Source organism: Shewanella litoralis, from assembly GCF_009828585.1.
Taxonomy (GTDB): domain Bacteria; phylum Pseudomonadota; class Gammaproteobacteria; order Enterobacterales; family Shewanellaceae; genus Shewanella; species Shewanella litoralis.
The window spans coordinates 35,531-49,281 of sequence record NZ_WSRZ01000028.1 but is presented as its reverse complement, the minus strand read 5'-3'; the positions used below and the strand labels follow the sequence as shown (position 1 = coordinate 49,281).

Annotated in this window: 15 protein-coding genes, 1 tRNA gene and 1 rRNA gene; 10 read left to right on the top strand and 7 right to left on the bottom strand. The window is 43.1% G+C overall.

Annotated elements, in window-relative coordinates; all coding sequences use genetic code 11:
• Positions 1–2: 2 nt before the first annotated feature.
• Positions 3–118, top strand: a 5S ribosomal RNA gene (rrf, locus tag GQA99_RS17865).
• A gap of 104 nt (positions 119–222) precedes the next feature.
• Positions 223–299 (top strand) — tRNA-Asp (locus GQA99_RS17860).
• 212 nt (positions 300–511) lie between these two features.
• Here GQA99_RS17860 and rbsK read toward each other — a convergent pair.
• Together rbsK and rihA are read right to left on the bottom strand one after the other, a co-directional pair.
• Positions 512–1,423 (bottom strand): ribokinase, encoded by a 912-nt coding sequence (gene rbsK / locus GQA99_RS17855; protein ID WP_160056222.1) that lies wholly within the window; start codon positions 1,421–1,423, stop codon positions 512–514.
• 49 nt (positions 1,424–1,472) lie between these two features.
• The gene (gene rihA, locus GQA99_RS17850) at positions 1,473–2,405 is read right to left on the bottom strand and encodes a pyrimidine-specific ribonucleoside hydrolase RihA (protein WP_160056220.1); all 933 of its coding nucleotides are present in this window, start codon (positions 2,403–2,405) and stop codon (positions 1,473–1,475) included.
• Between the two features lie 233 nt (positions 2,406–2,638).
• Here rihA and GQA99_RS17845 point away from each other — a divergent pair, with 233 nt between their 5' ends.
• Complete coding sequence (locus GQA99_RS17845) at positions 2,639–2,890, top strand: YkgJ family cysteine cluster protein (RefSeq protein ID WP_160056218.1); 252 nt, start codon at positions 2,639–2,641, stop codon at positions 2,888–2,890.
• Positions 2,891–2,925: 35 nt separating this feature from the next.
• A complete protein-coding gene (locus GQA99_RS17840; protein ID WP_160056216.1) occupies positions 2,926–3,381 on the top strand; it encodes an Rrf2 family transcriptional regulator in 456 nt (151 codons plus the stop codon).
• On the opposite strand, the gene GQA99_RS17835 is transcribed toward GQA99_RS17840, so the two are convergent.
• The 3 genes from GQA99_RS17835 to gpmM form a co-directional block, all read right to left on the bottom strand.
• Complete coding sequence (locus tag GQA99_RS17835) at positions 3,356–4,114, bottom strand: divergent polysaccharide deacetylase family protein (RefSeq protein WP_160056214.1); 759 nt, start codon at positions 4,112–4,114, stop codon at positions 3,356–3,358. The genes GQA99_RS17840 and GQA99_RS17835 overlap by 26 nt on opposite strands.
• A 132-nt stretch (positions 4,115–4,246) precedes the next feature.
• Positions 4,247–5,380, bottom strand: a complete 1,134-nt coding sequence (locus GQA99_RS17830) for a murein hydrolase activator EnvC family protein (RefSeq protein ID WP_160056212.1) — start codon at positions 5,378–5,380, stop codon at positions 4,247–4,249.
• Positions 5,381–5,390: 10 nt separating this feature from the next.
• Positions 5,391–6,932, bottom strand: coding sequence for a 2,3-bisphosphoglycerate-independent phosphoglycerate mutase (gpmM, locus tag GQA99_RS17825; protein WP_160056210.1), 1,542 nt, complete (start codon positions 6,930–6,932; stop codon positions 5,391–5,393).
• Positions 6,933–7,172: 240 nt separating this feature from the next.
• On the opposite strand from gpmM, the gene GQA99_RS17820 reads away from it, so the two are divergent.
• The 4 genes from GQA99_RS17820 (at position 7,173) to GQA99_RS17805 (ending at position 10,601) form a co-directional block, all read left to right on the top strand.
• Complete coding sequence (locus GQA99_RS17820) at positions 7,173–7,607, top strand: rhodanese-like domain-containing protein (RefSeq protein WP_160056208.1); 435 nt, start codon at positions 7,173–7,175, stop codon at positions 7,605–7,607.
• Positions 7,608–7,809: 202 nt separating this feature from the next.
• Positions 7,810–8,283 (top strand): protein-export chaperone SecB, encoded by a 474-nt coding sequence (gene secB, locus GQA99_RS17815; protein WP_160056206.1) that lies wholly within the window; start codon positions 7,810–7,812, stop codon positions 8,281–8,283.
• A gap of 3 nt (positions 8,284–8,286) precedes the next feature.
• Complete coding sequence (gene gpsA / locus GQA99_RS17810; protein ID WP_160056204.1) at positions 8,287–9,303, top strand: NAD(P)H-dependent glycerol-3-phosphate dehydrogenase; 1,017 nt, start codon at positions 8,287–8,289, stop codon at positions 9,301–9,303.
• A 116-nt stretch (positions 9,304–9,419) separates the two neighbouring features.
• Positions 9,420–10,601 (top strand): BaiN/RdsA family NAD(P)/FAD-dependent oxidoreductase, encoded by a 1,182-nt coding sequence (locus GQA99_RS17805; protein WP_160056202.1) that lies wholly within the window; start codon positions 9,420–9,422, stop codon positions 10,599–10,601.
• A gap of 51 nt (positions 10,602–10,652) precedes the next feature.
• Here the strand turns inward: GQA99_RS17805 and GQA99_RS17800 are convergent, their stop codons facing one another.
• Together GQA99_RS17800 and dmeF are read right to left on the bottom strand one after the other, a co-directional pair.
• Positions 10,653–11,060 carry a MarR family winged helix-turn-helix transcriptional regulator gene (locus GQA99_RS17800; RefSeq protein WP_160056200.1) on the bottom strand — a complete coding sequence of 136 codons (408 nt, stop codon included), beginning with the start codon at positions 11,058–11,060 and terminating at the stop codon, positions 10,653–10,655.
• 7 nt (positions 11,061–11,067) lie between these two features.
• Positions 11,068–12,042, bottom strand: a complete 975-nt coding sequence (gene dmeF, locus GQA99_RS17795; protein WP_160056198.1) for a CDF family Co(II)/Ni(II) efflux transporter DmeF — start codon at positions 12,040–12,042, stop codon at positions 11,068–11,070.
• Between the two features lie 335 nt (positions 12,043–12,377).
• On the opposite strand from dmeF, the gene GQA99_RS17790 reads away from it, so the two are divergent.
• Complete coding sequence (locus GQA99_RS17790) at positions 12,378–13,199, top strand: metalloregulator ArsR/SmtB family transcription factor (RefSeq protein WP_160056196.1); 822 nt, start codon at positions 12,378–12,380, stop codon at positions 13,197–13,199.
• A 40-nt stretch (positions 13,200–13,239) separates the two neighbouring features.
• On the top strand, positions 13,240–13,746 hold the full coding sequence (locus GQA99_RS17785; RefSeq protein ID WP_160056194.1) for a phosphatase domain-containing putative toxin: 507 nt from the start codon (positions 13,240–13,242) through the stop codon (positions 13,744–13,746).
• The last annotated feature ends 5 nt before the right edge of the window (positions 13,747–13,751 follow it).

The window sequence follows — 13,751 nt, the reverse complement described above, 5'->3', positions numbered from 1 at the left end:
TGTCTGGAAACCATAGAGCTGTGGTCCCACCTGATCCCATTCCGAACTCAGAAGTGAAACACAGTATCGCCGATGGTAGTGTGGGGTCTCCCCATGTGAGAGTAGGTCATTTCCAGACGCCTAATTATCTCGTTAAGAGATGCTTGAAAGAGCAAGTCTCCTGGTTATGACATACTAGCGACTTAAAAAGCATTTAGCATCCTGCGTAAGCAATTTGCTAAAGGAGCGGTAGTTCAGTTGGTTAGAATACCGGCCTGTCACGCCGGGGGTCGCGGGTTCGAGTCCCGTCCGCTCCGCCAACTTAAGATGAAGGCCTTTGCAGTAATGCAAAGGCCTTTTTCGTATCTGAAATTTGAGTGTGGAAATGCCGTTTGCAGCACTATATATGTACCGCAGACGACTTGTCATGCCGTTCCTCGCGAGTTCACTTATATTACGATCATTGTTGGCTCCGACAATGACAAAAAGCCTCGTCATTTAGGCGAGGCTCTTTGTTGTGTAGAACTTGATATCAATTATTTAACTGATCTCGGTATGGAATACTGCTTTGTGCTCCATGACGGGTAACCGCAATTGATGAGGCTTTATTAGCAAAAATTACTGCTTCTTGCAGCGATTTACCTTCATCTAATGCCACCATCAGTGCGCCATTAAATGTATCTCCCGCCGCGACAGTATCGATAGCATTAACTATTGGTGCAGGTATGAGTTGCCCTTTACCTTGTTCACTAACATAAGCACCTTTGCTACCTAGGGTGATTACAACTTTATTGATACCCTGTTGATGAAAGTAATCAGCTGCTTTTGAGGCGCTTAATTCGTCACTTATCTCTACTCCTGTTAATGCATAAGCTTCTGTTTCATTTGGTGTAATAATGTCGACTAAGCTAAGTAGTTCTTTGCTCAACATAGCTGCTGGCGCAGGATTGAGTATGCTGATGCATTGATGTTGTCTTGCAAGTTGTAATGCTGCCTTAACACTTTCTAATGACGTTTCTAGTTGGATTAACATGTAACTTGCTTGAGCAAACTTAGTCTGCTGTTGTTGACAGTGTTCAGATGAGAGGTAGGCATTAGCCCCCGTAACAACTCCAATGCTATTTTCACCTTGTTGATTAACAAAAATCATCGCTGTTCCAGTACTTTGGCCTGGTATCTGATAGCAACCCGTTAGATCGATTCCATCAGAGGCCCATGCGTCGCGCATCATTTTGGCATTAGCGTCGTCACCAAGAGCAGAGATAAAGCTAACCGTTTGTTGTAAACCACGTAAGCGTGCAGCGGCTACAGCTTGATTTGCTCCTTTGCCACCAAGTTCAAGGCGATATTGTTGGCAGATTAAGGTTTCTCCGGCCTGGGGAAGATCATCAAAAGTCAGGACATGATCGGCATTGGCGCTACCGACAACTAATAAAGTGCTCATGCTTTTCCTTTATTACCATGTAGATATCAATCGACATGACATTTTGGGGTTAGTAATCGTTTAGTCGCTCTACGATAAAGTCGACAAAACCTTTACGGTTTATATTAAACAAGACTTTGGTATTGTGCGGTTTTCCTGTTAATTGATAACGGTCTACAACTGTCATGCCTTGAGTGTGTTCACCTTTTGTTTCAACGCCAACCCAACAATCTACTGTGGTAAATAAGGATGGATTTAACAACCAGGCAATGGTGCAAGGGTCATGCAGTGGCGCACCAGTAAAACCCCATTTAGGATCGCGATGATAAATCATAAAGAAGTCGAGCAGTTCAGCAACGCATTGAGCGACAGGATTATTAATTGCTCTAATACGCTCAATGTCCTCATCCATAATCTGTGCTTCATGAGTAACATCTAAGCCACACATCACAATAGGAATACCCGATTTAAACACCATGTCAGCGGCTTCAGGGTCGACAAAAATATTGAATTCAGCCGCTGGAGTCCAATTACCGACACCTGCAGCACCACCCATCAGTACAATACTGTCGATGTTATGATGTAGCTCTGGATGAGCGGATAAAAATAGCGCAATATTAGTTAATGGGCCGGTAGGAACCAGCGTAACCGGTTGTTGACTGTTTTTGACTTTCTCGGCCATTAATTCTATGGCCGTTTGGCTGACAGGAGCAAATGCGGGATCGGGTAATTTAGGGCCATCAAGGCCGCTTTCTCCATGCACATTGTCTGCAATGATCAATTCGCGTGCTAAAGGTTTAGGTGCTCCGGCTGCTACAGGTATATCATGACGGCCGAGTAAGGTCAGTACGCGTAAGGCATTATTGAGGGTCTTATCTGGTGTTTGATTACCGGCGCTGGTTGTCACCGCGAGGACGTCTAATTGGTCTGAGCTTAGTGCTAGAATTAATGAGATGGCATCATCATGACCCGGGTCGCAATCGAGAATAACTGGGCGTTTCATTGGTAATTTCCTTATTTATCAAAAAAGTCTACTGTACCACTAGGACTGTTGTCGGTTTAACGCTTAACAACTGAAAATGTGATCTGATGAGTGTTGATGAAAAATGTATCACAGATAACTTGCCTCAGCTTGCCTGTTGTTTCAATTATTGCGTGTTCAAATAATGTAATTAAACATGTCTATATGACGTTGTTTTTTAAATAAATCTGTAGCTATAATCAGTAGGAATAAATATGCATTGCCGTCTAGGTTGTGGTGCTTGCTGCATTGCCCCTTCAATTACTAGCCCCATTCCAGGGATGCCAAATGGCAAACCTGCAGGAGTGCGTTGTATTCAATTGGATGACGACAACCTGTGTTTGATTTTTGGGCAGCCAGAACGACCAGCTGTTTGCGGAGCGTTTTCAGCAAGTATTGAGGTTTGTGGTACCACAAATGAGCAAGCTTTATGGTTGATCACTGATTTAGAGTCTTCGACATGCTAACCTTTGATTATTATTTATTTTGGGCAATTTAAATCATGCAACTGACTCGATATACAGATTTTGGTATTCGGATTTTAATGTATCTCGCGGTGCAACCAGAGCGAGAAACCTTGTTTCGAATTGCAGAAGTCACCAGCGTATTTGATTTATCGTCGAATCACGTGGCTAAAATTATTCATCAGTTAGGAAAGCTGGGCTATTTGCAGACTATTCGCGGTAAAAGTGGTGGGTTCAAGCTTGCAAAAACTGCTGATCAGCTCCATTTAGGCCAATTGGTACGTGATTTAGAGCATTCGCTTGCACCAATTGATTGTGAATCGCCTTATTGCCGCTTTACGCCTATTTGTAAACTCAAAGGTGTGCTAGGTAAAGCTGTAGCCGCATATCTGGCGGTACTCGATCAATATACTTTGGCTGATATTGTTGATAATCGGTCTGATATTTTGGCAACGTTACCTGACTTGTCTATTTCAGTGTTGCAGTTGGATTAGTGCGATTTGAAGTGGCAACATTGATGTCATCAAATAACTGAGATGTATGCACTAATATAATGCCATTGGCCTCTAAGCGGGCGATGTTAGCCCGTAAAAAACGAATGGTTTCAGGGTAAGGGTGGGCAATGGCTACTAACTTACCTTGTTGTTTTGTTCGCTCAATGATCACCTTAAATTGTTTTTCTAGCCCACGTTGACTGATGTCATTATCTAAAAACACTTCTCGTCTTAGTAACGGCACCCCAAGCTGATTAGCGGTATTGCCCGCTTTAGTGTACTTAGTGGTCACGCTGTCGACAAAAAACAATTGTTGTTGTTTTAGGCTTTGCATCACCCATAACATAGGCTCATCCATTTGAGTTAATAGACTACCCATATGGTTATTGGCTCCTTTGGCAAAAGGAATGCTATTAAATGCGGCTTGTAGCTGTTGTTTTATTTGTGTTTCGTTCATGTCATTGGTTAATCCGCCCGGGCCTAAGGCTTTACCATTTAAGGCCTGCATCGGTAGATGCAACATGATTTCATGACCTTTTTGGTGGCCATCGTTAGCCAGCTTTTGGCCGAGTGGAGTATGGGGTAATACAGATAAGGTAATGTTTTGCGGCAGGGTTAATGCGGCTTCGTCAGTTAACCGATAACCAATATCATCAATGATAATGGCTAGTCTCGCGGCGCTAGCGGGGAAAATACTGCACAAGCAAAGTAAAATTATAAATTGAATTCGCACGTTAACTTATCTTTTTATGGGTTATGGATATCTGATTATTCATTCGGTCGATTTATAGTTACAATTTACAGCCTAAAACGACTTGTGAGTTAGCAGTGCAATTGTTTATTAAAATAAGGCATCACGAAAACCTTAGCGACAGTAATAAGCAGGGTCTACAGCCTGGCCTTTATTGCGTATCTCGAAATATAATCCTGGTTCGCTTTGTCCACCCGAGCTACCCACTAATGCAATAGATTCTCCGCTTTTAACCATGTCGCCTGGTTGTCTTAGCAATGTTTGTGCATGACCATATAAGCTCATATAGCCTTTGCCGTGGTCAATAACCAATACCATACCAAACCCACGTAACCAGTCGGCATAAATGACTTTACCTGATGCTACAGCATAAATGTTTTGCCCTTCAGGTGCGGACAATACGCTACCTTTCCAGACTATTTGTCCTGAGCGCCTGCTGCCAAAGCGCTTGCTCATACGGCCTTTAGTCGGCCACTTTAACTTGCCGCGTTGATTGGCTAAGCCGTCCATAGTGGGGTTGGCTTTAGCCGTTACCATGGCTTGTTGAACAATCCGTTTTAAACTGGCTTCTTCTATTTGTAACTGTTCGAGCTCAGCACCTTTACTCGACAAGGTCCGCTGAAGTTGCGTTAGCGTTTGTTTACGCTGTCCTTGTTCTTTTGATAATTGTTGTGCCTGCCTTTTTTGCTCAATCACCAAAGCATTGAGCTTTTGTTGCGAAGCTACTTGCTGTTGCTTCACTTTGTCTAAATCAATGCTGGTTTGCTTTAGCTGTTTAATCGCTTGAATTCGGGCACTGTTTAAGAATTGATAATACGCCAGCATTCGTTCAACGGTGGCAGGGTTTTGCTGATTGAGCATCATTTTTGTGTAGTCATGATTACCGGCAAGGTAGGCACTAGATAATTGCTTTGATAAGGTATCTTGTTGGCTACTTTTTGTGGCCGCGAGCTCGACTTGTTGTTTGTCTAATTCGCGTAATTTAGTGTTAACTGCGGCAAGAGAGGCTTGTGATTGATTGACTTTTTGAGCCGCTTTTGCAATGGCTTGTTCGTCACTTTTTAATAAGTTAATCAGTTTCTCGCGCTGTTTAGCGGTATCTTTTAGTGAGCTTTGTTGTTGGTTTATTTGTGCTTGAATAGACTTTAACGCCGATTGACGTGAGGCCAAGTCAGCACTGTTTGCCGTACATGAAAGGATTAGAAAGCCAGCAATTATGCTGGCTTTAACAAATAAACGAGTTATCACGAGTTAATGTTTACTCTTTAAGGTCAATGATACAGCGTCCGCTCATTTCTTTCGGGATGCTTTGGCCCATCAAGGTTAACATAGTTGGCGCGATATCGCTCAAGCGTCCACCATCTTTTATTGTGGCGTCACGGCCAACATAAACGAACGGTACCAAGTTACTGGTGTGAGCTGTGAATGCTTGTCCGTTAGAAGGATCTTTCATTTTTTCAGCATTACCATGATCGGCAGTAATCAAGCATTCGCCATCAACTTTCGCTAACGCTTCAACCACTCGTCCAATACAGGCATCGACAGCTTCACAGGCTTTAACCGCAGCATCAAAATTACCCGTATGACCAACCATGTCACCATTGGGGTAGTTACAAATGATCACATCGTATTTGCTTGATTCAATTGCGGCAACGAGTTTATCGGTAAGTTCAGTAGAACTCATTTCTGGCTGTAAATCGTATGTCGCCACTTTAGGTGATTGGATTAAAATCCGATCTTCACCTTCAAACGGATCCTCTTTGCCACCGTTAAAGAAGAACGTCACGTGTGCATACTTTTCAGTTTCTGAAATACGCAATTGGGTTTTACCCTGATTTTGCAAGGTTTCGCCCAGAGTATTCACTAGATCTTCTGATGGATAAGCCACTGCAGCGTTAATGTCGCCAGCGTACTCAGTTAACATCACAAAATCGACTTTTGGGGTTTTATTACGAACAAAACCATCAAAGTCAGGGTTGACGAAACAACGGGTAATTTGGCGGGCACGGTCAGCACGGAAATTCATAAAAATAAGTGCATCGTTGTCGTTTAATTCAGCGACTTGACCTTGATTATCAGCAATGGTCGATGCAGCAACAAACTCATCGTTTTCATCACGAGCATAAGCTGCTTCTAGCGCTTCAGGGGCGCTTGTATAGCTAAAATTGCCTTTGCCTTCTGTGATTAGTTCGTAGGCTTGTGAAACGCGATCCCAACGATTATCACGATCCATCGCAAAGTAACGACCAATAATCGATGCCGTGCGGCCATGGCCTAATGAGGCAAATAGTTCATCAAAATGCACTAAGCTGTTTTTGGCACTACGCGGTGGCGTATCACGACCATCTAAAAAGGCATGTAAATACACTTTTTTTGCGCCACGCTCAACAGCCATACGGCACATGGCTTCAATGTGCTCTTCGTGGCTGTGTACGCCACCAGGAGACAATAGCCCCATGATGTGAACCGCACCATTGGCTGCTATAGCTTTGTCTACCGCATCACAAAGCGCCTGATTTTTTTCAAACTCATGATCAGCAATAGCTTTACTGATACGAGTCAGTTCTTGATACACAATACGGCCAGAACCAATATTGATATGGCCAACTTCAGAGTTACCCATTTGGCCGTCTGGTAAACCAACATCAATACCAGAACCTGAAATTAAGCTGTGAGGATATTGTGCATTTAGCTTATCTAGCACTGGGGTGTTTGCATGGAAAACCGCATTGTCTTGCGGATCTTCACTGTAACCCCAGCCATCGAGGATAAGTAATGCTAAAGGACGTTTCTGAGTCATTTGCAAGTACCTTTTAAGTTAAAAAGAGAAGTGTTATAAAATTTTAATTGTATGAATATTACTACTTATCGATAGCGTGCAAAAGGCATATAGGTTTGAAGATATAACTAAAGCATTCATTAAAGTGGTGCGAGTCACGAATAAACGCGTTATTTAGGCGTTTCACTAATGAAAACTACCTAGCAAAACGATATACTCGGTGGCATCTCATCTTAGTCATCGTCAGAGAAATCAGTAATTATGCAAGAGTACATGGAATTTTTTAAAGCTAACCCAATGTTAAGTTTAGCGTGGGTAGGCTTATTTGTGGCGCTTGTTGTTAGCGTCATTAAATCGGGTACATCTAAAGTAAAAAACGTTAGCCATCAAGAATTAACCATTATGGTTAACAAGCAAGATGCCAAAGTTATTGATGTACGCGGTAAAGAAGAATTTAAGAAAGGCCACATCGTTGATGCACTAAACGTGACCTTGTCTGAAATTAAAAATAATCAAGTATCAAACCTTGAAAAGTACAAAACTAGCCCCATTATAATAGTATGTAACTCAGGTATGACATCGTCACAAGCCGCTCAACTCCTTATTAAACAAGGTTTTGAAAACGTGTTTAACCTTAAAGGTGGCATGGGCGAATGGCAGGGTGCAAATTTACCCGTAGTTAAAAGCAAGCGTTAATACGCCGCTTAATATATGCAGTGTTAACAAATTGGGAATGCGCTAGCACTGCTTATAAACAAGGTTTTGTTGAAGGTTTTCAGCAAAATCAACTTTACGGGACAGCACTAACGATAAGTCAATCGATTGATTATTAGTTGCGAAAGCCCAACACAATTAGCTTCACAGAAAAGCTAAATAACATATATATAGGTAGGATATTATGGCTGAAGTCGCAAACAACGAAGCACAAGCACCACAATTTAACATTCAGCGTATTTATACAAAGGATTTGTCTTTTGAAACGCCAAACAGCCCAGCTGTTTTCCAAAAAGAATGGAACCCAGAAGTAAAATTAGACTTAGATACTCGCAGTAATAAATTGTCTGACGATACATTCGAAGTGATTTTATCTCTTACTGTTACCGCTAAAAATGGCGAAGAAACCGCATTCTTATGTGAAGTGCAGCAAGCGGGTATCTTCTCTATCTCTGGTTTAACAGAGCCGCAACTTGCTCATTCTTTAGGAGCATACTGCCCTAACGTGTTGTTCCCATACGCACGTGAATTAGTGGGTAACCTAGTTGGCCGTGGTACATTCCCACAACTAAACCTAGCGCCAGTTAACTTTGACGCGCTATTTGCTCAGTATGTTCAACAGCGTCAAGCTGCTGCAACTGAAGAAGCAACAGCATAATTTATGAGTAATACTGCCGAAATTACGGTATTAGGGGCGGGGTCTTATGGCACCGCCCTTGCTATTTCTTTGGCAAGCAACGGCCACAAGACTTTGCTTTGGGGACATGATCCTAAAAGCATGCAAGTATTAGCAGACAGTCGCAGCAACGAACGGTTTTTGCCTGGTATTCAGTTTCCTGATTGTTTAGCAATCGAGCCTGACTTAGGTAAAGCCTTAGCTGCTAGCAAGAATATTTTGGTTGTTGTGCCAAGCCATGTATTTGGTAATGTACTGCAACAAGCTAAGCCATTATTGCGCGAAGATGCACGCATTGTCTGGGCCACCAAAGGTCTAGAGCCTGAAACTGGCCGTTTATTACAAGACGTTGCACGTGAGCAGTTGGGTGAGCAATATCCATTAGCGGTATTGTCAGGCCCAACGTTTGCGAAAGAACTCGCCGCAGGCTTACCTACTGCCATTTCGGTTGCAGGTACTTGTCCTCAGTTTACCCATGACTTAGTTGAACTACTCCACAGCCCAAAACGTTTACGTGTTTATGCTAACGACGACTTTACTGGTATCCAGTTAGGCGGCGCAGTGAAAAACGTTATCGCCATTGGTGCTGGTATGTCAGACGGTATTGGCTTTGGTGCTAATGCTCGTACTGCATTAATTACCCGTGGATTAGTCGAGCTGACTCGTTTAGGTGAAGCGCTCGGCGCTGATGCCTCTACCTTTATGGGGATGGCCGGTTTAGGTGACTTGGTACTGACATGTACCGACAATCAGTCGCGTAATCGCCGTTTTGGTTTGGCCCTAGGCCAAGGTAAAGATGTGATGACCGCACAAGATGAGATTGGCCAAGTGGTTGAAGGTTATCGTAACACCAAAGAAGTGTTTACCTTAGCTAAACGCCTAGGGGTAGAAATGCCCATCACTGAGCAAATCTATCAAGTGCTATATCAGGGTAAAGCGCCAGTGGAAGCAGCAAAAGAGTTACTGAGTCGTGATAAAAAGTCTGAGACACTCAAAAAATAGTGTGTCACAACGGCTAAGTAAACTGTGAATACATAATAAAAAGGATGCTAAAATAGCATCCTTTTTTGCATTTATACGTAACGTAAATCATCAATTCAAATTGTGTGGAGTATAGCGTGAAACATCATGACGTAATCATCATCGGCGCCGGTGCGGCAGGGTTAATGTGTGCTGCAACAGCGGGCTATCGAGGTCGTGATGTATTAGTGCTAGACAACGCCAAACAGGCTGGTCGCAAAATTTTGATCAGTGGCGGTGGGCGCTGTAACTTCACCAATCAAAAGGTTGAACCGCATCAGTTTATTTGTGGCAATCCACACTTTGTTAAATCGGCATTAGCGCGTTATCGCTCAAGCGACTTTATTGAGTTGGTTGAACGCCATGGTATTGAATATCACGAGCGCGATCATGGTCAGCTATTTTGTAACGATTCAGCCAAAGACATCGTCACCATGTTAATGACCGAATGCGAGTGGGCAGGCGTTAAGATAAAGCTTCGCACAGAAATACTCTCGGTAAGTAAAACGGAGAGTGGCTTCAGCTTAAGTACCTCAAATGGTGACTTTAGTTGCACATCGCTAGTGATCGCCACTGGCGGATTATCGATGCCTAAACTCGGTGCTACGCCATACGGGTATAAGCTCGCGGAACAATTTGGTTTAACCGTATTACCCACCAGTGCAGGGTTAGTGCCTTTTACTTGGCATGCCGATCAAAAGGTGCGTTTTGAACCGTTGTCGGGTATTGCAGTTCCTTCAACGATCACCGCACAAGATGGCACTCAATTTAGCGAAGCACTATTATTTACCCATCGCGGTTTATCTGGCCCAGCTGTACTGCAAATTTCAAACTATTGGCAAGCAGGCGAAGCTATTTCAATTAATTTATTACCGGGTGAGAATGCGTTAGAAAAAATCGAACTCGCGCTTAAAAATCATCCCAAACAAAGTTTACGCAACACCCTTAGCCATTGGTTGCCAAAACGCCTAGTCGAAGCCTTATTTGAAGAAGCACTATTAGATAAAGCCTTAAATCAACTTGGCCACGGCGAGCGTGAACTACTCGCTCAAAACTTAAATGACTGGTCAATTGTGATGAATGGCACCGAAGGTTATCGCACCGCAGAAGTCACCTTAGGTGGTGTTGACACTAATGAGCTGTCATCGAAAACCATGCAAGCTAATAACGTCCCAGGATTATACTTTATTGGTGAGGTAATGGACGTAAGTGGTTGGTTAGGCGGGTTTAATTTTCAGTGGGCCTGGTCATCTGGCGTTGCAGCAGGGCTGGCTGTTTAGTGTTTTTTTATAAAAATGGCTCGCTGAGCATTTAACTCAGCGAGCCTCATTTCAAAACTCGCGGTTCATTTTTTCAAAGCTTTGAGTGAGCACTTTGATCGACTCTGGGTCTAAATGACGGGTGATGTCTTCTGTTAGTTGTAAATGCATGCGGTTGTGGTGCTTGTGCAACGCTGTACCTTCACTGGTTAATTCGACCAGTATTGAGCGGCGATCAACCTCATGCGGAGTGCGGACGATAAGACCCAATTGCACCAACTTTTCTACCTGCACCGTTAGTGTGCCGGTGGTAATCCCCAATCTATCAGCTAACTCTTTCATTCGCATTGGGCCGTGCGAGCCCAATACTTCAATGGTATGTACCTGTGCTAATGAGTAACCAGTATCTTTAACGACAGACAGCTCCCAAGAAGACAGTTTGTCGTAAAATTCGATGATTAGGTTATTCAAAGAATGCATAAGAGCCTCAGGCGTAATTCACTTCGATTGTTAAGTGGTTTAGCTTACCAAACTTACTCAGTGATTGTTTAAATGTTTCAGCATTCGTGTCGCTTGTGGTGCAAATTGCAATGGCGGCCGAATAGTGATCTGCGCTTATTCTCCAAATGTGAATGTCGGTCACTTTGGTTTGCTCATTTTCAAGTGCGTTAATAATGTCAGCTTGATAATGCTTGTCGATGTTTTCATCTAACAAAATTGGGCTCGTTTGTTTCATTAAGCCTAAAGCCCATTTCGTGATAACCACGGCACCCACAATCCCCATAACAGGATCTAACCAATACCAGCCAAGATACTTACCCACTAAAAGCGCACCAATAGCTAACACTGAGGTGAGCGCGTCAGCGAGTACGTGAAAATAGGCTGCTTTGAGATTATGGTCGCTATGTCCATGATGGCTATGATCATGATCGTGTGTATGGCCGTCATCTTCGTGGTGAGCATGGTCATGATCATGGTGGTGGTCGTGATGATCGTGCCCATGGTGGTGATGTTCATGACCAAGAATAAACATGCTCGCCACGTTAACCACTAAACCGATAATTGCGACCATAATGGATTGGTTAAATTGAATATCAACTGGCGACAGTAAGCGATGTATTGATTCAACCAACATAATGAGCGCGACAATACCCAAACCAATCGCACTAGTGTATCCGCCGAGTACGCCAACCTTACCTACACCAAAAGAGAATCTGTCGCTATTGGCGTGTTTTCTTGCATAGTGATAAGTAAATAGCGTGATGCAAAAAGCGGCTGCGTGGGTTCCCATGTGCCAACCATCGGCAAGTAACGCCATAGAGCCATAAATCGTACCGGCGGTCACTTCGATAACCATAGTAATAATCGTAATCACGAGTACGTACCATGTACGGCGTTCGTTTTGTGCATTCACAGAGGTGAAGTTATGCTGGTGGGCATATTTATCGGCAAAGTTGGTCATAATTTATTAGTTTGATTATCAAGTTATTTGGACTTTATGTTATTTGACAATCAAAGTAAATGGTTGGTGGTTGATTTTATTGCTTCTGATATGCATCCATTAAATATTGAAGACAGAGCTTGTACGTGAATTTAAAAGAAAAGCTGTAATGTTAGTGGCTAAAACAGCATGTCATTAGTATGGCCCTTAGCCTTGAATTGGCTAGATAAACACTAGCGTTGAGCGTTGTTATAAGCCTATTCATCATTTTGAATAGGTTTTTTATTGCCCTAGTCTTGTATATATAAATAATCATATATACAATGTTTTTAAGATCCCAGCTGAGTCCATTATCTATGAAAAAGAAAAGCGTATTGTTTTTGTGTACTGGAAATTCTGCCCGTTCACAAATGGCCGAAGCGTTATTAAGAAGCAAAGCCGGTGATCAATTTGATGTATTTAGTGCGGGTACCCAGCCAGAAGACATTGATGTTAGGGCGATTGAAGCAATCCAAAAGTTTGGTGTCGACGCCAGTCATTTAGCGTCTAAAAATGTACAAACGTTTGCAGGGCAAGCCTTTGATTACGTGATTACGCTTTGCGATAAAGCCAATACCGAATGCCGCAGTTTTCCTGGGGCGGGTAAGCAACTCGCCTGGGATTTTCCTGATCCTAAAACGCGCAAAGGTAATCATCCTTTCTCCAGCACTTTAACCGAGCTTAACAATCGCTTATCGATGTTTTTGCTGGTGGAACGTAAAGCGTTTGCAGCAGCAACTATTGAAACACCAGCCGAAGTTGAACCGCTCGCCGAGGAGGCGCTAACCGATGTCGATCCCATCGCGTTTTATAAATGCTTAACCGACGACATCCGTCTAAAAACCTTAATGTTGACCCATTATCATGGTGAGTTGTGTGTGTGTGAGTTGATGACGGCGCTTGATGAAGATAGCCAACCTAAAGTATCGCGTAACTTAGCCTTACTGAAAAAAGCCAACATTCTTAGCGATCGAAAACACGGCCAATGGGTGTTTTATCGGATTAATTCAGCGTTACCGTTATGGGCAAAGTCGGTGATTGCGCAAACGACTGAAAATAACATCGCGTTAATTTTGCCGTATCTTGAGCGTTTAGACGCTATGAAAAATCGCCCTGATAAAGTCAGTTTTTGCCGTTAGATTTTGCCGTATTTCAATATATAAGATTTGGGAGTAATTAATGTCGCCACATCCGTTTAATATTTTGCCTTTAGATCCACTCAATGAGAATGGCGCTAAATTGATTTTTACCCCATGCCCAGGCACTAAAGAGCAAGCATTGGCTGAGTCGCTCACTACGTTAAAAGCGGCGGATACTCAAATGCTACTTACCTTGATGTTTGACGAAGAAATGGCCCGCAATCAAGCCAGCGATTTAGCCGCACAATGTGCCAACCAGGGCATTAAATGGGTGCAATTACCTATATTAGATGACGCCGCACCGGGCGCTGAATTTGAAGCCAGCTGGTTAACCAATAAAGCGCAAATCTTAGATTTGATGCACAACCAGGGCACAATTGCTGTGCATTGCAAAGGCGGCTCAGGACGCACAGGGCTAGTGATTGGATTGATTCTTGCCAGCTTAGGCTGGCCAAAAGACAAAGTCGTTAGTGCAGTACAAGAATTGCGACCAAAAGCATTAGCGCACCCAGTACAGCGCGAATATTTTGATGCGTTTACTCTATGATCTTT

What these genes read in the sequence shown, in the direction of transcription:
- rbsK (WP_160056222.1), bottom strand. Translation starts at nt 1,423, where the DNA reads ATGAGCACTTTATTAGTTGTCGGTAGCGCCAATGCCGATCATGTCCTG.
- rihA (WP_160056220.1), bottom strand. Translation starts at nt 2,405, where the DNA reads ATGAAACGCCCAGTTATTCTCGATTGCGACCCGGGTCATGATGATGCC.
- GQA99_RS17845 (WP_160056218.1), top strand. Translation starts at nt 2,639, where the DNA reads ATGCATTGCCGTCTAGGTTGTGGTGCTTGCTGCATTGCCCCTTCAATT.
- GQA99_RS17840 (WP_160056216.1), top strand. Translation starts at nt 2,926, where the DNA reads ATGCAACTGACTCGATATACAGATTTTGGTATTCGGATTTTAATGTAT.
- gpmM (WP_160056210.1), bottom strand. Translation starts at nt 6,932, where the DNA reads ATGACTCAGAAACGTCCTTTAGCATTACTTATCCTCGATGGCTGGGGT.
- GQA99_RS17820 (WP_160056208.1), top strand. Translation starts at nt 7,173, where the DNA reads ATGCAAGAGTACATGGAATTTTTTAAAGCTAACCCAATGTTAAGTTTA.
- secB (WP_160056206.1), top strand. Translation starts at nt 7,810, where the DNA reads ATGGCTGAAGTCGCAAACAACGAAGCACAAGCACCACAATTTAACATT.
- gpsA (WP_160056204.1), top strand. Translation starts at nt 8,287, where the DNA reads ATGAGTAATACTGCCGAAATTACGGTATTAGGGGCGGGGTCTTATGGC.
- GQA99_RS17800 (WP_160056200.1), bottom strand. Translation starts at nt 11,060, where the DNA reads ATGCATTCTTTGAATAACCTAATCATCGAATTTTACGACAAACTGTCT.
- dmeF (WP_160056198.1), bottom strand. Translation starts at nt 12,042, where the DNA reads ATGACCAACTTTGCCGATAAATATGCCCACCAGCATAACTTCACCTCT.
- GQA99_RS17790 (WP_160056196.1), top strand. Translation starts at nt 12,378, where the DNA reads ATGAAAAAGAAAAGCGTATTGTTTTTGTGTACTGGAAATTCTGCCCGT.
- GQA99_RS17785 (WP_160056194.1), top strand. Translation starts at nt 13,240, where the DNA reads ATGTCGCCACATCCGTTTAATATTTTGCCTTTAGATCCACTCAATGAG.